This window comes from Roseovarius sp., assembly GCF_030373445.1.
In the GTDB taxonomy this organism is placed as follows: domain Bacteria; phylum Pseudomonadota; class Alphaproteobacteria; order Rhodobacterales; family Rhodobacteraceae; genus Roseovarius.
This window is the reverse complement of record NZ_JAUCYU010000001.1, coordinates 521,963-538,848: the sequence shown is the minus strand read 5'-3', so window position 1 is coordinate 538,848 and position 16,886 is coordinate 521,963. Positions and strand designations below refer to the sequence as shown.

Genomic DNA, 16,886 nt, shown 5'->3' with positions numbered 1-16,886 from the left:
ACGAGAGAGGCTGAGGATGACCGACGACAACAAGACACCCCCGACAACCACGGACGCAGGTATCAAGGTTCAGAGCGACGAGCATTCGCTCACCGTGGGCCCCGACGGCCCGATCGTGCTGAACGATCACTACCTCATTGAGCAGATGGCCAACTTCAACCGGGAGCGCATCCCGGAACGCCAGCCCCACGCCAAGGGCTCGGGCGCCTTCGGCACGTTCGAAACGACGCAGGACGTGTCGAAATACACCAAGGCCGCCATCTTCCAGCCCGGCGCCAAATGCGAGGTGGTTGCCCGCTTCTCGACCGTGGCGGGCGAACGCGGCAGCCCCGACACCTGGCGCGACCCGCGCGGCTTTTCCGTCAAGATGTACACCGAAGAGGGCAATTTCGACATGGTCGGAAACAACACGCCCATCTTCTTCGTCCGCGACCCGATGAAGTTTCAACACTTCATCCGCAGCCAGAAACGCCGCGCCGACAACGCCCTGCGCGACCATGACATGCAGTGGGATTTCTGGACGCTCTCGCCCGAAAGCGCCCACCAGGTCGCCTACCTGATGGGCGATCGCGGCATTCCCCGGACCTGGCGCGAGATGAACGGCTATTCCTCGCACACCTATTCGCTGGTCAATGCGGAAGGCGAGAAGTTCTGGGTCAAGTTCCACTTCCACACCGACCTGGGCGATGGCAACGCCTACCTGAGCCAGGAGGAAGCCGACGAGCTGGCTGGTGCCGACAGCGATTACCACCGCCGCGATCTCTTCAACGCCATCGCCGAGGGCAACCCGCCCTCCTGGACGCTGAAATGGCAGATCATGCCCTACGAGGACGCCAAGACCTATCGCATCAACCCCTTCGACCTCACCAAGGTTTGGCCGCATGACGACTATCCTCTGATGGAGGTCGGCAAGCTGACGCTCGACCGCAACCCGGTCGATTTCCATACCCAGATCGAACAGGTCGCCTTCGAGCCCAACAACATGGTGCCGGGCGTGGGGCTTTCGCCCGACAAGATGCTGCTGGCACGCGGGTTTTCCTATGCCGACGCCCACCGGGCCCGTCTTGGCGTGAACTACAAGCAGATCCCGGTGAACGCACCCAAGACCGAGACGCACGCCTATTCCAAGGATGGCGAAATGCGCACCAAGCACGCGGTCGACCCGGTCTATGCGCCCAACTCCTATGGCGGCCCGGCGGCAGACCCCCAGCCAAGTGCCGAGGCGGGAACGTGGTATGCCGATGGCGACATGGTCCGGCAGGCCTATACCCTGCGCAAGGACGATGACGACTGGACCCAGGCGGGCATCCTCGTCCGCGAGGTGATGGATGACGGCATGCGCGAACGGCTGGTCGGCAACGTCGTGGGCCATCTCTGCGACGGGGTCAGCGAGAAGGTGCTGCAACGCGCCTTCGAATACTGGCGCAACATCGACAAGGATGTCGGCGACCGGATCGAGAAAGGCGTGCGCGATCAGCTCGGCGGCACGTCCGACGCGCCGGGCATGGCCTCGGCGAAAAGCATCGGCGGCTAGGTCTTCGCTGTCGGGGGCGTGGCGCGCCCGGAATTTGCGCAAATTCCGGCCCGGAAAATTCGCATTTTCCGGGCCCGTTTTCTGCGCAGAAAACGGACTACCGCCAGTCGGAAGACAGTCCTCTCAGATCGCCGCCTTCAGGCTCTCCTCGAGGTAAATCTCCCGCAGCCGCTTCGACACGTGCCCCGGCGTCCCGTCCCCAAGGCTCGTCCCGTCGATCTCCACAACCGGCATGACGAAGGTGCTGGCCGAGGTGATGAACGCCTCGTCGGCCGCCTTCGCCTCGTCGATGGTGAACGACCGTTCCTCGACCTCCATCTGCGCTTCGCGGGCGAAGCGCAGCACGGCGGCGCGGGTGATCCCGTGCAGGATGTCGTTCGACAGCTCGCGGGTGATGATCTTGTTGCCCTTCACGATATAGGCGTTGTTGCTGGTGCCCTCGGTCACCTTGCCGTCCTCGATCATCCAGGCATCGTCGCAACCGGCCTTCTTGGCCATCATCTTGCCCATGGAAGGGTACAGAAGCTGCGTCGTCTTGATGTCGCGCCGGCCCCAGCGGATGTCCTCGATGCTGATGACCTTCATGCCTTTCTTCGCTGCCGGGCTGTCGGCCAGCCCCGGCTTGGCCTGCGTGAACAGCACCAGCGTCGGCTTCACCTCGTCGGGGTCGGGAAAGGCGAAATCGCGGTCGGCGGCGGCGCCCCGCGTCACCTGGAGGTAAACCAGCCCGTCCTCGATTCCGTTCACCCGCACCAGCTCGCGGTGGATCTCGAGCAGGTCGTCGAACGCCTCGGGCTTCCGCATGTCCAGCTCGTTGAGCGATCGCTCCAGCCGCTTCAGGTGCCCGTCGAAATCGATCAGCTTGCCGCCCAGCACGCTGGTCACCTCGTAGACCCCGTCGGCCATCAGGAAGGCCCGGTCGAAGACCGACACCTTGGCCTCGGTTTCGGGCAGGTACTCTCCGTTCACGTAAACGGTTCTGGTCATGGGGTCTGGTCCTTTCGTTTTATAGCCTCTTCCGACGATCCGCATCCCGGGTCAAGCCTCTCGCCACCGGTCATGCGCCGCCCTTTATCATGTCTCCGCGTATCCGCACCGCGCCGCCGATCAGTAGCGGCAACGGCGCGCCGGAAATCGGTGCCGAACCGGGCGCTGCCGGTCGCTGGGCGTGAATATGGAGGTGCGGCTCCATCGTCTGGCCCGAGTTGCCAACCTCCGCCAGCGCCGCCCCGGATTCGATTCTGTCGCCGGGCGCGACGCGCAGGCTGCCCTGCCGCAAATGCGCCATCACGATCACCGCCCCGTCACAGGCCAGCATCACGTAATTGCCCAGCTTGTTGTCGCTGTCCATCTCCGGCACCGGCAGGTCGGGCCTGTCGTTCTCGACCGCCAGAACCTCGCCGGTGCAGGGCGCCCGCAGCGCCGCCCCGAAGATCGCATAACGCGCCGGGTCTTCCGGCCGAAGCCCATCGGCCCGCCGCCCGCCGGGGCCAATTCCGAAGACATCCACCGCGTAGGACTGCCCGCGCCAGTCGCGATATCGCGGAACGCTCTTGTCGAGCGTCCGCATATGGGCGTTGAACAGGGGGGCATGGCCGCCATGCGCCACAAGGTAGCGCCCCGGCCCGAACGGGCTGGAAATCCCGGCGGCCTCCAAACCCTCAGGCACCTGCCGCGCGTTCATCAGCTGCGCCGCAACCCAGCCGCCCGTCACCACCAGAACAAGCGAAACGCCCAACCCGGCACGCCCGGCAATTCCCCTGGGCCACACCGGCCGCCCCTTCAGCGCTCCGCGCCAAAGGCTCACCAACGCGGCTACGACGAACAGCGCCCCCAGCACCAGCGGCATCCACCAGCCCGTCACTGCCCATTGCGCGATCCGCGCGATTGCCCAGACGGCCGCACCGACGCCCACCAACCGCGCCAGCCAGCCCGCCACGCTGTTCGGCGGCCACAGCACAAGCCAAAGGATCAATGCCAGCGGCGCCACGATCTGCAAAAGGATGGCAGGCAGAACCGACATAACTCTGCGCGCCCCCGTATCCGCCTCAGCCCCAGAGCGCCGCCGACGGCGGATGCACGCCCGCCTCGTCGAAAGTCAGCGGTTCCTCCCGGTCTTCCGCCAGCAGAAGCGGGCCGTCGAGATCAGTCACCACCGCCCCCTGCGCCACCAGCACGGCGGGCGCCATGGCAAGGCTCGATCCGATCATGCAGCCGACCATGATGTCATAGCCCACTTCCCGCGCCGCCTGCCGCAGTGCCAGCGCCTCGGTCAGGCCGCCGGTCTTGTCCAGCTTGATGTTGACCACGTCATACTTGCCCTTCAGCCCCGGCAGGCTTCCCCGGTCGTGACAGCTCTCGTCCGCACAGACCGGCACGGGCCGCTCCATTCCCAGCAGGGCGTCATCCTCCGACGCCGGCACCGGTTGTTCCACCAGCGCCACGCCCAGCCGCACCAGGTGCGGGGCGAGGTCGGCATAGACCTCGGCGCTCCACCCCTCGTTGGCGTCGACGATGATCTTCGACTTGGGCGCACCGGCGCGCACGGCTTCCAGCCGCGCCATGTCGTCGGGGGTGCCCAGCTTGATCTTCAGAAGCGGGCGGTGCGCGTGTTTCGCGGCCTGCGCCCGCATCTTCTCGGGCTCGTCGAGCGACAGGGTATAGGCCGTCACCTCCGGCCCCGGCGCGCCGAGCCCGGCCAACTCCCACGCCCGTACGCCGGCCTGTTTCGCCTCGAGGTCCCAAAGCGCGCAATCCACCGCGTTCCTCGCCGCCCCCGCCGAAAGCAGGTCATAAAGCGCCTCGCGGTCGAACTCCGCCGGAAGCCCCTCGATCTCGGCCGTCACGCTGTCGAGCGTCTCGTCGTAGCGCGCGTAGGGCACGCATTCGCCCCAGCCCGTCACGCCGTCCTGGCTGATCCGCACCGTCAGCACCTGCGCCTCGGTCCGCGAGCCACGGCTGATGGTGAAGACCTGCGCCAGCTTGAATACGTCGCGCGTTACCGTCAGTTCCATGTCATCCCGTCCCGGACTTGATCCGGGACCTCCCCGTTTCTGGCCAGAGGCCCCGGGTCAGGCCCGGGGCGCGTGGCATGTGTTTCAGATCGCCGCCAGCGCGTCGACCAGCTTGCCCGACCCGAAACGGTAGGGGTCGGTCGCCGGAAGGCCCATCTCTTCCTCGACCTTGGCGAGATAGGCCTTCGCCTCGTCCTCGCCCATGTGCTGGGTGTTCACCGACACGCCCACCACCTGGCAGGCGGCATTGGCGACCCGAGCCAGCGGCAGGGCGGTATCGCGAAGCTGCTGCAGGCTCGGCAACTGGTAGTCGGGCAGGCCGCGCATATGCGCCCGCGTCGGCTCGTGGCACAGGATCAGCGCGTCGGGCTGGCCGCCATGCACAAGCGCCATGGTCACGCCGGAATAGCTGACATGGAACAGCGAGCCCTGGCCCTCGATCAGGTCCCAGTGGTCGTCGTCATTGTCCGGTGTCAGGTACTCGACCGAACCGGCCATGAAATCGGCGATCACGGCATCGAGCGGCACGCCGTCGCCGGTGATCAGGATACCGGTCTGCCCGGTGGCGCGGAACGTGGCCTTCATGCCGCGCTCCTGCATGTCGCGCTCCATCGCCATCGCCGTGTACATCTTGCCCACCGAACAGTCGGTGCCCACGGCGAGGCAACGCTTGCCGCTGCGCTTCTTGCCGTCGGCGATGGGGTACTTGACCGAAGGCACCCGCACGTCGTGCAGCTTGCGCCCCGTCGCCTCGGCCACGGCCACCAGGTCGGGCTCGTCACGCAGCAGGTTGTGCAGCCCCGAGGCCAGGTCGAACCCTTCCTCGAGCGCGGTGACCAGCACCTTCTTCCACTCCTGCGAGATCACCCCGCCGCGGTTCGCCACGCCGATCACCAGCGTCTTGGCGCCGGCGTCCTTCGCCTCGGCCAGCGTCATGTCGGTCAGGCCGAGGTTGGCGCCGCAGCCCTCAAGCCGGAACTGACCAACCGCGTGCTCAGGGCGCCAGTCGCGGATGCCGATCGCCACCTTCGCGGCCAGCATGTCGGGCGCATCGCCCAGGAAGAGCAGGTAGGGGGTCTCGATCATCGCGCATCTCCTTGTCGGCCGGCGGCAGGCAGCGCCCCGGCGGGAATCAGTTTTGCGGCAGTTTCCTATGAGACCGCCGCGATGTCCTCTTTGATTCGGCAGCGTAGCCGGGAATCAGCGCAAGATTGTTCGAACTATCGGCTAACTGTGCGAAGATTCATCGCTTTCCGGCTGCGGCGCCGCATCCTCCTCGGCATAGACCTCGGCCTGCAACAGGCCGGGCTGGGCAATGCCGATGACGCCCGTCGGCCTGACCTCGCCGGTCTCCTCGGGCGCGTCGGAGCGCACCCGCCGCGTCACCGCCAGCAGCACCGTGGCCACGCCCACCACCGCCAGCATCAAGGGCAGCCCGCGCCCATCGAACAGCTTCAGCGTGTTCGGCCCGATCAGCATCCCGAACACCTGCCCGAATTGCAGCAGGAACGCCATCGTCCCGGCGGCGGGCACCACCTGCCCGGGGCTGAGCTGATCGTTGGCATGGGCGGCAAGGATGGAATAGACCGGCAGGGTCACCGCCCCGATCACCGCGAAACCCACCAGGATCGACATCGGCCGGGTGTCCAGCGCCATCCACAGCGCCGCCACCACCGACACGGCCGCCATGCCGATCACAACGTAGCGCCGGTCGGTCTGGTCCGAGATCCAGCCCAGCGGGTATTGCGACACAGCCGCCGCCACCATCGCCACCACCAGCGCGAAGGAGGCCTGCGCCTCGGAAAACCCGTTCTGGAGCGCGTAGAGCGGCAGCGAGATGAACCACGCCACCACGCCCGCGCCCATGATGACGATGCCCAGCACCGCCATCGGCGAGACCTTGTAGAGCCGCCTGACCGGCATCCGGTCGGGGGCGGTGTATTCCGGCGCCCGGTTGTTCGACAGCAGAAGCGGCACGATCGCCACCGACAAGAGGATCGAACAGAGGCCGAAGAGCAGGTTGCCGCGCGGGTCGGGCAGGGCGACCATCGCGGTGCCCAGCGCCGGGCCCGCCGACTGGATGATGAAATAGACCGACAGCACCTGTGCCCGGATACGGTTCTCCGCCTTGGCGTTCAGCCAGCTTTCGGTGATCACGTAGAGCCCCGGAAAACACGCCCCCGCCAGAAGCCGCATCAGCCCCCAGCTCACCGGATCACTGGTAAGCAGGTGCGCGATCGCCGCCACCGACACCATCGAGGCCAGCGCCGAGAACACCCGGATGTGCCCCACCTTCTCGATCAGCCGCGGCGTCAGGATCGTCCCCGCCAGCGCCCCCAGCGGATAGCACGCCTGCATCAGCGAGATCTCGAGTTCGGTGAACCCCAGCAGGCTGCCCCTGATGGTCAGCAACGTCACCAGCATCCCGTTCCCCACCATCAGGAACAGCATGCCCAGGAACAGGGCCCAGTTGTCGATCAGGGCGCGTCTCATGCCCCCGCTTTGTCACGGTGCGCCACGGGCCTGCGCCCGCGTTTCCGACATGTGGCGTCGCTGGGGGAACACCGGGCCGGAAAGCGCCCCTTGCCCGCCGCGGTATCGCACCGCCGAAAAAAGCCCCCGCCAGCAAAGGCGGGGGCACAGTTGAGTGCCTGCAATGTCAGGCCACAGGCACCGGCGGTGTTCTTCTGATTTCGGTGGGGTCTCTAGTTGGGCCGGTCGCCCATCTCCGCCCTGATCTGCTGGCGGAAGATGTCGATCGGCACCTTCTTCCCGTCACGCTTGATGCACCAGTAGGTCCAGCCGTTGCAGCTTGGCGCGCCTTCCAGAGCGGCCCCCACCTGGTGAATCGAGCCTTTCACGTCGTCGCCCACAAGCGTGCCGTCCGCGCGCACCTTGGCCTTGTGGCGGTTGTTCATCGAGTACAGTTCCTCGCCCGGGCGCAGCATGCCCCGCTCGATAAGCTGCCCGAACGGAATGCGCGGCGCGGCGCGTTTCGAGGCCGTCACCTCCAGAGCCGCACGGTCGTAGCGCCGGATATTCGCCAGCCGCTTCTCGGCGACCTTGCGATAGCTCTCCTCGCGCTCGATGCCGATGTAGTCGCGCCCCAGCATCTTGGCCACGGCGCCGGTCGTGCCGGTGCCGAAGAACGGGTCGAGCACGACATCGCCAGGGTTCGTCGCCCCCACCAGCACCCGGTGCAACAGCCCCTCGGGCTTTTGCGTCGGGTGGGCCTTGTCGCCATTGTCGTCCTTCAGCCGCTCATGGCCCGTGCACAGCGGAAGAACCCAGTCCGACCGCATCTGGATGCCGTCGTTGAGCGACTTCAGTGCCTCGTAGTTGAAGGTGTATTTCCCGCCCTCTTCCTTCGAGGCCCAGATCATCGTCTCGTGGGCATTGGTGAACCGCTTGCCGCGGAAATTCGGCATCGGGTTGGCCTTGCGCCAGATCACGTCGTTGAGGATCCAGAAGCCCGAATCCTGAAGCGCCGCGCCGACCCGGAAGATGTTGTGATACGACCCGATCACCCAGATCGCCCCGGTGGGCTTCAAGAGCCGCCGCGCGGCGGCGAGCCACTCGCGGGTGAACCTGTCATAGACCTCGAAGCTGGCGAACTGGTCCCATGCATCGTCGACCGCATCCACCTGGCTGTTGTCCGGCCGATGCAGGTCGCCCCGCAATTGCAGGTTGTAAGGGGGATCGGCAAAGATCAGGTCGACGCTGGCCTCCGGCAGGCCATTCATCACCTCGATGCAATCGCCGGCAAGGATCGTGTTGAGCGGAAGCGCGGGCGCGCTCGCAACCTTGGTCATCTTCGTCATATTCTGCCTCTGTCCCGGCGCTTTCTGCGCTCTGACTTGTTGGCTCCGAAGATGAGTCAAACCCGATTCGCCGTCAATTTCTTTTTTGAATCAGGAGGTTAATGATTTAACTTGATACAAGATATTGTGTACCGGTTTGAACGAACGCCTATGGTGTGGGGTCACACCGAGATTTTGAAGCGCGGCCATGTGGCTTTTCGAGCCATAGCCCGCGTTGGTCTCCCAGCCGTATCCCGGAAACTGTTGCGCCAAATCCCACATGATGCGATCGCGCCTGATTTTCGCCACAATCGACGCGGCAGCGATCGACGCAGACAGGCTGTCGCCCTTGATCACTGCCCGTGCCGGCCCGGCGCAGTTTCGGGGAATCATGTTGCCGTCGATCAGCGCCATGCAGGCCGGCCTGCTCAGCCCCGCCAGCGCCCGCTCCATCGCCAGGTGCGCGGCGCGCAGGATGTTGATCTCGTCGATCTCCTCGACGCTGGCATGGGCCACCGACACCTCGGCACAGGCCATGATCTGGTCGTGCAGCTCGGCCCGCCGTTGCGCGGTCAGCTTCTTGGAATCGTCGAGCCCCTCTGGAATGCAATCCCGCTCCAGCACCACGGCACAGGCGGTCACCGGCCCCGCCAGCGGCCCGCGCCCCACCTCGTCGACCCCGGCCACGCGCAGCGCGCCCTGGCCCAGCAACTCGAGCTCCATGGTGTAATCGGGTCCGTCCATACCGGCAGAAAGCATGTTGGCGCAAAAAATGCAAAGGCCGCCTGTCTCGCGCGTCCAGGCCAGGCTGGCGGCCCGGAAAGAAAGAGGAGGGCCGAAGCCCTCCCCTCCCACCTGCTCACGGGACAACGTGAGTACTGGTTACCGTAATCACCAGTTGCGATGACCGTTATGCCGGTGGCCATGATGGGTATGGCCATGGTGCCGGTGATGCTTGCGGTACTGGTGCTGCTGGTACCGCTGCTGCTGGACCCAGCGATTGTGCTGGCGCAGGCGCTGCTGCTGGACCCAGCGGTTGTGCTGCCGATATTGCTGGGCGCGGTACGGATTATAGCCGTGACGCGAGACGTAATAGTTGTCGTTGTCATTGGCCTCCGAGATCGCCATGCCGATGATCGCCAGCGCGGCGGCGCCGGCGATGATCTTGGCGGTGTCGTTATCCGCGCGCGCCGGCGCGGATGACAGCACCGTCAGCGCCATGGCGGCGGCCATGATCGAGGTGATGAAGCGTTTGAAGGGCATCGGGGCCTCCTTTCAGGCAGGGGTTACCATAATGTCCGGCAATCGGGCGGATCCTGTGACACCGGTCATACCGAAAGACTGCGCCAACGCCCCTCTGACAGGCAATATCGCCACGCTGTTATCAGATAACAGGGCCCGAAAAGCCCATCTCGCGCAGGCGGTTATTGAATAGCCGCAAGCTTCGGCGCATGTTGGCGCCATGAAACGAACATTCACCATAATCCTGCTCGCCGCAGGTCTCGCGCTGTCTGCCGCCGCATCGGCCCAGGCCGCCTGCACCGTCGAGTACAAGGCGAAGCGCGATAACCCGCTCGAACTCTTCTACGAGGTAGCCGTCGTGCCCGGCCCATGCAATGCCGCAACCGCCCAGGCCCAGCTTCGGCCAATCCTTGCCGGCAAGGGGCTGACCCTTCTGAAGATTCTGTCGGTGCGTCAGCAGTGACGGTAAAGGGTAGACGTGAGGTGACGAGGGAGGGGCGCCGGTGGTGACAGACGATACAGGATTGGCCGCGGACGCCCGCCGCTCTGGCAGCCGTGTGGTCCTCGGCGGGGTGATCGCCATCGTGCTGATCCTGACGCTGACCGCCGTCTTCCTGTTCCTGACCCTTCCCGACGGCAATGCCTTCAACGCCCGCGTCGAGCGCATCTTCGTCGAGAACGACGCGCTGACGGCCGAGGCCGAGATCAAGCTGCTGGAAATCCTTGCCCTGTCTGGCACCGCCTTTTCCGAAACGCTGACCAGTTACCGCATTGTCATCTTCGTGCTGCTGGTCTTCGCCACGGCGCTGCTGATCGCGGCGCTCGTCTTCCTCGTCATGCTGGTGGCGCTCAACCGCCGCATGGCCCAGATCGAGCGCTCGGGCATCCAGGTCAGCTCGCTCCTCATCAGCCGGGACGAGAACACCGTCTACCTCAACAACATGGGCTTCAAGCTGACCGAAGCGGCGATGGAAACCCTCGCCGTGCTGGCCGAGGCAAGGATGGACGACGACGTGCTGACCGGGGCCGAGATCGAGTCGGTCATCTCCGGCCGCTCCAAGGAGGACTGCGAGGAAGCCGCCGGCGCCACCCGGATCAAGCGCCTGCGCGACACGCTGGGCAACCAGATGATCTCGGAGCTGCTGGTCAAGAACATCGCCCGCCGCGGCTACATGCTGGCCATCGACAAGGACGTGATCCGGGTGATCTGACGACTGCCTGCGCGATATCCCCTCCCGGTGGCATTGACACGCGGGGGCACGATCATTTCCTGTTGAATTAAAAAGATAGCCCTTTCGCATAACGGCGCCGCCCGCGCCGACCCGTGCCAAACGACATTGTAAACAAACAACATTGTAAACAAAGGAGTCCGCCATGCCCCGACCGCTTTCCTGCATATCCCTGTCCCTCACCGCCGCAACCATGCTGCTGCTCGCCGCGACCGCCCCGCAGGCCCAGACCCTTCTCTCCGGCGACCACAGCATCGACGGCCAGCTTTGTGTCGGCACCGACTGTACCGACACGGAAGACCCCGCTCCCCAATACGGGATTGTCATCAAGCAGACGCAGCCCGGCATCTATTTCGAAGATACCTCGACCGCCGGATTCCCCACGGTCGACTGGGAAATCGTAACCGGAAGCAGCTTTGCGTCGGCAGATGATTTCCTTGCGATCCGGAATCCCCAGACCGCGGCACATCTCCTGTACCTGTCCCCCTATGCGCCCGACAACGCCATCTACCTCGACAACCTCGGGCAGGTCGGGCTTGGCACCTCTTTGCCTCAGCAGAACCTGCATATTTCCGGCGGTTCCACCGCCGGCATCCGGCTCGAGGACACCGACATGTCCCCCTATGCGTGGGATCTGAACGGCAACTCGGTCGGCTTCTACGTCTATGACCCCCAGGCGATGAACATCCCCTTCGAGATCCGGACAGCCGCACCGAACGGCGCGTTATACATCGCCTCGAACGGGTATACCGGGCTTGGAACCCGCTCCCCCGACGCCCCGCTCGAGGTCAGCGACGATGAAAGCTTCAGCTTCTTCCGCCTCACCGCAACCGAGGCCGCCATCAACCGGTCCGTCGACGTCGTCTTTACCCAAGGCCCGCTCGGCACCGGCGAGTTCCGTTACAACATCGTCGACGGCGACGGCCCCGAGATGCGCCTGAACGCCGATGGCGACATGACCCTCGACGGCACGCTCACCACTGGCGGGCCCGCCTGCGACAGCGGCTGCGACGCGGTGTTCGATCCCTCCTTCGAGCGCCTTTCGGTCACCGAACACGCCGCCCTGATGTGGGACAAGGGGCACCTCCCCGCCATCGGCCCCACTGTGCCCGGCGCGCCGGTGAACCTCCCCGAGAAGATGGGCGCGATCCTGAACGAACTGGAACACGCCCATATCTATATCGAAACCCTTCACGGCAAGATCGAACGGCTCGAAGACGAAACGGCCCGGATCGACGCACAGGAACAGGTGATCGCGCGGCTCACCGCCCGGCTCGAGGCGCTCGAGGCCGACTGATCCCGAGAATCGGCCCCGTCCGCCCGACCGGGCCGATTTCCACCCTCTTGACGCATTCCGGCCCTAAAATCGTGCCGGCCATCGCCGACACCGGGCCGGACGGGAGACGAGGGTCGAATGGAACGGGTCGCCAACAATCTCTACATTCTGATCGCCCTGGCGGTCTTCGGCTGGACATGGTCGAGCGCCGGCGTGACGCTGGGCCATTTCGCCGGGCCCATGCTCGACTACGTCCAGATGGCACTCGCCATGTGGGGCGCGGGCGGGCTGATCCTGGTCTGTCTCGCCCTTCTGCGTCAGGCCAGCGGCCCGCCCGACCCGCGCGGCCGCTTCGCCTTCCTCCGCGACTGGGTGGCGCATCACCGGGCCGAAAGCCGCTTTGCCCATGTCGTCATCCCCGCGCTGGCCTTCGTCGTCACCATGGCCAGCTTCACCGTTCACAAGACCGTGGCCCTGCCGCTTCACGGGTTCGACACCGGCTGGGATGCGGCGTTCGCCGCGCTCGACCGCCAGCTCTTCCTCGGCACCGATCCCTGGCGCCTGTCGCACGATCTTTTCGGCTCGCCCACCGCCACCTGGCTGATCGACCGCATCTACCACGCCTGGTTCTACCCGATGATCCTGGCCTACGTGTTCTGCAGCCTTCTGGTGATCGGCGCCCACGCGCGGGCCTGCTACATCGCCACCTACCTGGCAAGCTGGGGGCTGATCGGCTGCGTCCTGGCCCTGGCCTTCGCCTCCGCCGGCCCGGTCTACGAGGGTGCGCTCTTCGGCGCCGGCGGGCTCTACGACGACCTCGCCGCACGCCTCGCCACCCTCTCGGCGGCCGCCGGGGGCCTCGACTCGCAAACTTATCAGCAGATGCTCCTCGCCGGGCACGAGGCGGGCCAGGTCGGCCTCGGCCTCGGGATCTCCGCCATGCCGTCGATGCATGTCGCCCTCGCCGCCATGTGGGCGCTGCTCTTCGCCCGCATCAACCCGTGGCTCGGCGCGCTCGGCACCGCTTATACCGTGGTGATCTGGATCGGCTCGTTTCACCTCGGCTGGCACTACGCGGTCGACGGGCTGGCCTCCTCGGCGCTGGTGGTGGCGCTCTGGTTCGCGGTCTCCGCCGGGCTCCGCACCCGCCGCCGTGCAACGCCCGGCACGGACGCCGCCGTCAACCCGGCGGAATGACCGGCCCGCCCGACAGCACGCCGCCTGCAATGGCTGTGGAAACGCTGGCGACCCCGGCAGGATTCGAACCTGCAACCTGCCCCTTAGGAGGGGGCTGCTCTATCCTGTTGAGCCACGGGGCCGCGCGGGCCCTCTTTAGCGCCATGATCCGCGCTTGTCATCGCCTCAATCCACCTTTTCGCGACGCTTGCCTGAAGAATGCCGTTCGCGGTAACATTCGGAAAACAACACATTGAGGACCCGAGCCCGTGAGCGCCAATGACAACCGCCCCCTGACCCTGCGCGACGTGTCCGAGGCGTCGGGCGTCTCGGAAATGACCGTCAGCCGGGTGCTCCGCAACCGCGGCGACGTCTCCGACGCCACCCGGCAACGGGTGCTCGAGGCCGCCAAGGAGCTGGGCTACGTGCCCAACAAGATCGCCGGCGCGCTCGCCTCGCAGCGGGTCAACCTCGTCGCCGTGATCATCCCGTCGCTGTCGAACATGGTCTTCCCCGAGGTGATGACCGGCATCAGCGAGGCGCTCGAGGAAACCGGGCTGCAGCCCGTCGTGGGCGTCACCGGCTACTCTCCCGAGAAAGAGGAGAAGGTGCTCTACGAGATGCTCTCCTGGCGACCCTCGGGCGTGATCATCGCGGGGCTGGAGCATTCCGACGCCTCCCGCGCCATGCTGCGCGCCTCGGGTATTCCCGTGGTCGAGATCATGGATGTCGACGGCACCCCGGTCGATTCGGTCGTCGGCATCTCGCACCGCCGCGCCGGCCAGCAGATGGCGCAGGCGATCCTCAAGGACGGCTATGAACACATCGCCTTCCTCGGCACCAAGATGGCGCAGGACCACCGGGCGCGGAAGCGGTTCGAGGGTTTCACCGAGGCGCTCGCCAAGGCCGGTGTCGAGATCGAGGATCGCGAGTTCTACTCCGGCGGCTCGGCGCTGGTGAAGGGGCGCGAGATGACCAAAGAGGTGCTCGACCGCTCCCCCGACCTCGATTTCATCTATTATTCCAACGACCTGATCGGCGCGGGCGGGTTGCTCTACCTGCTCGAACAGGGGGTAAAGATCCCGGCCGATTTCGGCCTCGCCGGGTTCAACGGGCTGAACCTCCTGAAAGGCCTGCCGCGGGAACTGGCCTCCATGGATGCCTGCCGCCACGAGATCGGCTTCAAGGCCGCCTCGATCATCGCCCGCCGCGTGGAAGAGGGCGACGCCGGCCGGCCCGAGCGCGTGGTTCTCGAACCCAAGATCAGCTACGGCGACACCCTCCGCCGCCGGTAGCCGGAATTCGCGCGAATTCCGGTCCCGGAAAATGCATATTTTCCGGGGAATTTTCTGCGCAGAAAATTCTGCCCTCGCCCCCGGTCGCCCGCCGCGCCGGAAAATTCCAATTTTCCGGCCCGTTTTCTTCGAAGAAAACGCCCCCACCGCATAAACCGATTTACAAACGGATTTCCCCTGTCGAAATGGGCCACGAAACAGGGAGATGCTCCAATGAAAGTAGGCTTCATCGGTCTCGGCAATGTCGGCGGCAAGCTAAGTGGCTCGCTCCTGCGCAACGGCGTCGATCTCAGCGTCCATGACCTCAACACCGCCATGGTCGACAGCTTCGTGTCCCGTGGCGCGAAACCCGGCGGCAGCCCCGCCGAGATGATGCGCACCTGCGACGCCGTCATCACCTGCCTGCCATCCCCCGCCGCCTCCGCCGCGGTGATGGAGGAGATGCTGCCAGAGGTCACCCCCGGCAAGATCTGGATGGAGATGTCGACCACGGACGAAGCCGAGGTCAAGCGCCTCGGCCAGCAGGTCATCGACCGCGGCGGCGCCGCCGTCGACTGCCCCGTCTCCGGCGGCTGCCACCGGGCCGACACCGGCAACATCTCCATCTTCGCCGGCTGCGACCGGGTCACCTTCGACCGAATCCTGCCGCTGCTGAAAACCATGGGCCGCCGCATCCTGCACACCGGCGACCTGGGCTCCGCCTCGATCCTCAAGGTCATCACCAATTACCTCGCCACCGCCAACCTCCTCACCTGCTGCGAGGCGCTGGTCACCGCCAAGGCCGCCGGCATGGACCTCGCCACCGCTTACGAGGCCATCGCCATCAGCTCCGGCACCTCCTTCGTGCATGAAACCGAAAGTCAGGTGATCCTCAACGGCAGCCGCGACATCTCCTTCACCATGGACCTCGTCGCCAAGGATATCGGCCTCTTCCAGTCGGTCGCCGACCGCGCCGGCGTGCCGCTGGAGATGAACCCGCTGATGATAAAGATCTTCCAGGACGGCATCTCCCGCTTCGGCCCGCGAGAGCTGTCGCCCAACATCATCAAGCGGCTGGAAGAGGCCACCGGCCTCGACATCACCGCCCCCGGCTTCCCGCCGGAAATGACCGATGACGAACCCGAGGAACAGGGCTACGAGGTCATCCCCCGCGGCCGCCCGGCCCCCTGACGCGTTAACCATTTGCCCCTGTTTTCTTTGACCGGTCGTCCCTTTCCGGGCATATCACCGCGGGGGTGTTTGGGATTATGTGTCATGTTACTGTTTGCGGGTATGCTCGGCATGCTGGCCGTGGGGGCGGCGGCTTTCGTCGGGCTGGATAGCGAAATCGACCATTTGGAGCCGGAGGCGAATGACGCGCCCGAAGCCGAAGAAACGCAGGAGAGCGGCGCGACGATCGACATCGCGACGTTCCTGAACGGCGGCATGCCGGAGGCGCCGGCCGAGACTGACGGCTGCGACGGCACCAATGAGGCAACCGATCAGGCCGCCGGGGATGCCACCGGGGATGACACCGGCGACGACTGGACGATCTCGACCGGCGGCGAGGCGGGCGATACCGTCACCGGCACCGATGGCAGCGATTTCCTTCTCGGCTATGCGGGTGACGACCTGATCACCGGCGAAGGTGACGCCGACCAGCTCGAAGGCGGCGATGGCGAGGACACGCTGCACGGCGACACCGGTGCCGACACGCTCCATGGCGAGGCCGGCGACGATCTGCTCCTCGGCGGGCTGGGCGATGACGACCTCTACGGCCATGACGGCGCCGACACGCTGGAAGGCGGGGCCGGGGAAGACGGCCTCACCGGCGGCACCGGCAACGACTCCCTCGAGGGCGGCGACGGCGACGACGCCCTCCACGGCTACCACGGTGCTGACACGCTCGACGGCGGGGCAGGGGAAGACACGCTCTTCGGCGGCTGGGGCGACGACACGGTGAACGGCCTCGGCCCCGACGGCACCGATGACGGCGAGACCGATTACCTCAACGGCGGCGACGGCGACGACCTTATCACCGCCGGTGCCACCGACATCGTCACCGGCGGCGAGGGGGCCGATACCATCTTCCTCGGCGGCCAAGCCGGGGCCGAGGGCGCGGCCGAAATCATGGATTTCACCCCCGGCGAGGACAGCCTGCTGATCGAGTACGACCCCGACAGCGGCGAGGCCCAGCTCGAGGTCACGCAGGACACCGCCGATACCGGCTTCTTCCGCGTCACCCTGAACGGCACCGAGGTGGCCCTCGTCCACAGCGCCGCCGGGCTCGAGCCGGCCGATATCGCCCTCGTACCGCCGGGCACGGTGTAGCCCGCGCCGC

The 16,886-nt window shown here is 65.9% G+C and carries 16 protein-coding genes and 1 tRNA gene; 8 read left to right on the top strand and 9 right to left on the bottom strand.

The window, feature by feature from the left end; all coding sequences use genetic code 11:
• The first annotated feature begins 16 nt into the window (after positions 1-16).
• Positions 17-1,534 (top strand): catalase, encoded by a 1,518-nt coding sequence (locus QUV18_RS02480; RefSeq protein WP_300891753.1) that lies wholly within the window; start codon positions 17-19, stop codon positions 1,532-1,534.
• A gap of 123 nt (positions 1,535-1,657) precedes the next feature.
• Here QUV18_RS02480 and QUV18_RS02475 read toward each other — a convergent pair whose 3' ends face one another.
• The 8 genes from QUV18_RS02475 to QUV18_RS02440 all read right to left on the bottom strand — a co-directional run bounded on the left by QUV18_RS02475 (position 1,658) and on the right by QUV18_RS02440 (position 9,611).
• The gene (locus QUV18_RS02475; RefSeq protein WP_300891751.1) at positions 1,658-2,521 is read right to left on the bottom strand and encodes a D-amino-acid transaminase; all 864 of its coding nucleotides are present in this window, start codon (positions 2,519-2,521) and stop codon (positions 1,658-1,660) included.
• A 70-nt stretch (positions 2,522-2,591) separates the two neighbouring features.
• The gene (locus tag QUV18_RS02470) at positions 2,592-3,557 is read right to left on the bottom strand and encodes a M23 family metallopeptidase (protein ID WP_300891749.1); all 966 of its coding nucleotides are present in this window, start codon (positions 3,555-3,557) and stop codon (positions 2,592-2,594) included.
• A gap of 25 nt (positions 3,558-3,582) precedes the next feature.
• Complete coding sequence (gene dgcA / locus QUV18_RS02465) at positions 3,583-4,548, bottom strand: N-acetyl-D-Glu racemase DgcA (RefSeq protein WP_300891747.1); 966 nt, start codon at positions 4,546-4,548, stop codon at positions 3,583-3,585.
• Between the two features lie 84 nt (positions 4,549-4,632).
• The gene (gene dgcN, locus QUV18_RS02460) at positions 4,633-5,634 is read right to left on the bottom strand and encodes an N-acetyltransferase DgcN (protein WP_300891745.1); all 1,002 of its coding nucleotides are present in this window, start codon (positions 5,632-5,634) and stop codon (positions 4,633-4,635) included.
• Positions 5,635-5,775: 141 nt separating this feature from the next.
• The gene (locus tag QUV18_RS02455; RefSeq protein WP_300891743.1) at positions 5,776-7,041 is read right to left on the bottom strand and encodes an MFS transporter; all 1,266 of its coding nucleotides are present in this window, start codon (positions 7,039-7,041) and stop codon (positions 5,776-5,778) included.
• Positions 7,042-7,253: 212 nt separating this feature from the next.
• Positions 7,254-8,369: a site-specific DNA-methyltransferase gene (locus QUV18_RS02450; protein WP_300891742.1), complete on the bottom strand. Its 1,116-nt coding sequence runs from the start codon at positions 8,367-8,369 to the stop codon at positions 7,254-7,256.
• A 90-nt stretch (positions 8,370-8,459) separates the two neighbouring features.
• Complete coding sequence (locus tag QUV18_RS02445; RefSeq protein ID WP_300891741.1) at positions 8,460-9,092, bottom strand: ribonuclease HII; 633 nt, start codon at positions 9,090-9,092, stop codon at positions 8,460-8,462.
• 147 nt (positions 9,093-9,239) lie between these two features.
• Positions 9,240-9,611, bottom strand: coding sequence for a hypothetical protein (locus QUV18_RS02440; protein WP_300891740.1), 372 nt, complete (start codon positions 9,609-9,611; stop codon positions 9,240-9,242).
• A gap of 199 nt (positions 9,612-9,810) precedes the next feature.
• Here QUV18_RS02440 and QUV18_RS02435 point away from each other — a divergent pair, with 199 nt between their 5' ends.
• The 4 genes from QUV18_RS02435 to QUV18_RS02420 all read left to right on the top strand — a co-directional run bounded on the left by QUV18_RS02435 (position 9,811) and on the right by QUV18_RS02420 (position 13,292).
• Positions 9,811-10,053: a hypothetical protein gene (locus QUV18_RS02435; protein ID WP_300891739.1), complete on the top strand. Its 243-nt coding sequence runs from the start codon at positions 9,811-9,813 to the stop codon at positions 10,051-10,053.
• A 43-nt stretch (positions 10,054-10,096) separates the two neighbouring features.
• Positions 10,097-10,801, top strand: a complete 705-nt coding sequence (locus tag QUV18_RS02430; RefSeq protein WP_300891738.1) for a hypothetical protein — start codon at positions 10,097-10,099, stop codon at positions 10,799-10,801.
• Positions 10,802-10,964: 163 nt separating this feature from the next.
• Positions 10,965-12,116: an ABC transporter C-terminal domain-containing protein gene (locus tag QUV18_RS02425; protein ID WP_300891736.1), complete on the top strand. Its 1,152-nt coding sequence runs from the start codon at positions 10,965-10,967 to the stop codon at positions 12,114-12,116.
• 117 nt (positions 12,117-12,233) lie between these two features.
• Positions 12,234-13,292, top strand: a complete 1,059-nt coding sequence (locus QUV18_RS02420) for a phosphatase PAP2 family protein (RefSeq protein WP_300891734.1) — start codon at positions 12,234-12,236, stop codon at positions 13,290-13,292.
• A 45-nt stretch (positions 13,293-13,337) separates the two neighbouring features.
• Here QUV18_RS02420 and QUV18_RS02415 read toward each other — a convergent pair.
• Positions 13,338-13,414, bottom strand: a tRNA-Arg gene (locus QUV18_RS02415).
• A gap of 126 nt (positions 13,415-13,540) precedes the next feature.
• On the opposite strand from QUV18_RS02415, the gene QUV18_RS02410 reads away from it, so the two are divergent.
• The 3 genes from QUV18_RS02410 to QUV18_RS02400 all read left to right on the top strand — a co-directional run bounded on the left by QUV18_RS02410 (position 13,541) and on the right by QUV18_RS02400 (position 16,876).
• Entirely contained in the window at positions 13,541-14,566 is a 1,026-nt protein-coding gene (locus QUV18_RS02410) for a LacI family DNA-binding transcriptional regulator (protein ID WP_300891732.1), read from the top strand.
• 213 nt (positions 14,567-14,779) lie between these two features.
• A complete protein-coding gene (locus QUV18_RS02405) occupies positions 14,780-15,736 on the top strand; it encodes an NAD(P)-dependent oxidoreductase (protein ID WP_300891730.1) in 957 nt (318 codons plus the stop codon).
• Positions 15,737-15,820: 84 nt separating this feature from the next.
• Positions 15,821-16,876 (top strand): calcium-binding protein, encoded by a 1,056-nt coding sequence (locus QUV18_RS02400; protein WP_300891729.1) that lies wholly within the window; start codon positions 15,821-15,823, stop codon positions 16,874-16,876.
• Positions 16,877-16,886 lie beyond the last annotated feature (10 nt).

What these genes read in the sequence shown, in the direction of transcription:
- QUV18_RS02480 (WP_300891753.1), top strand. Translation starts at nt 17, where the DNA reads ATGACCGACGACAACAAGACACCCCCGACAACCACGGACGCAGGTATC.
- QUV18_RS02475 (WP_300891751.1), bottom strand. Translation starts at nt 2,521, where the DNA reads ATGACCAGAACCGTTTACGTGAACGGAGAGTACCTGCCCGAAACCGAG.
- QUV18_RS02470 (WP_300891749.1), bottom strand. Translation starts at nt 3,557, where the DNA reads ATGTCGGTTCTGCCTGCCATCCTTTTGCAGATCGTGGCGCCGCTGGCA.
- dgcA (WP_300891747.1), bottom strand. Translation starts at nt 4,548, where the DNA reads ATGGAACTGACGGTAACGCGCGACGTATTCAAGCTGGCGCAGGTCTTC.
- dgcN (WP_300891745.1), bottom strand. Translation starts at nt 5,634, where the DNA reads ATGATCGAGACCCCCTACCTGCTCTTCCTGGGCGATGCGCCCGACATG.
- QUV18_RS02455 (WP_300891743.1), bottom strand. Translation starts at nt 7,041, where the DNA reads ATGAGACGCGCCCTGATCGACAACTGGGCCCTGTTCCTGGGCATGCTG.
- QUV18_RS02450 (WP_300891742.1), bottom strand. Translation starts at nt 8,369, where the DNA reads ATGACGAAGATGACCAAGGTTGCGAGCGCGCCCGCGCTTCCGCTCAAC.
- QUV18_RS02445 (WP_300891741.1), bottom strand. Translation starts at nt 9,092, where the DNA reads ATGGACGGACCCGATTACACCATGGAGCTCGAGTTGCTGGGCCAGGGC.
- QUV18_RS02440 (WP_300891740.1), bottom strand. Translation starts at nt 9,611, where the DNA reads ATGCCCTTCAAACGCTTCATCACCTCGATCATGGCCGCCGCCATGGCG.
- QUV18_RS02435 (WP_300891739.1), top strand. Translation starts at nt 9,811, where the DNA reads ATGAAACGAACATTCACCATAATCCTGCTCGCCGCAGGTCTCGCGCTG.
- QUV18_RS02425 (WP_300891736.1), top strand. Translation starts at nt 10,965, where the DNA reads ATGCCCCGACCGCTTTCCTGCATATCCCTGTCCCTCACCGCCGCAACC.
- QUV18_RS02420 (WP_300891734.1), top strand. Translation starts at nt 12,234, where the DNA reads ATGGAACGGGTCGCCAACAATCTCTACATTCTGATCGCCCTGGCGGTC.
- QUV18_RS02405 (WP_300891730.1), top strand. Translation starts at nt 14,780, where the DNA reads ATGAAAGTAGGCTTCATCGGTCTCGGCAATGTCGGCGGCAAGCTAAGT.
- QUV18_RS02400 (WP_300891729.1), top strand. Translation starts at nt 15,821, where the DNA reads ATGTTACTGTTTGCGGGTATGCTCGGCATGCTGGCCGTGGGGGCGGCG.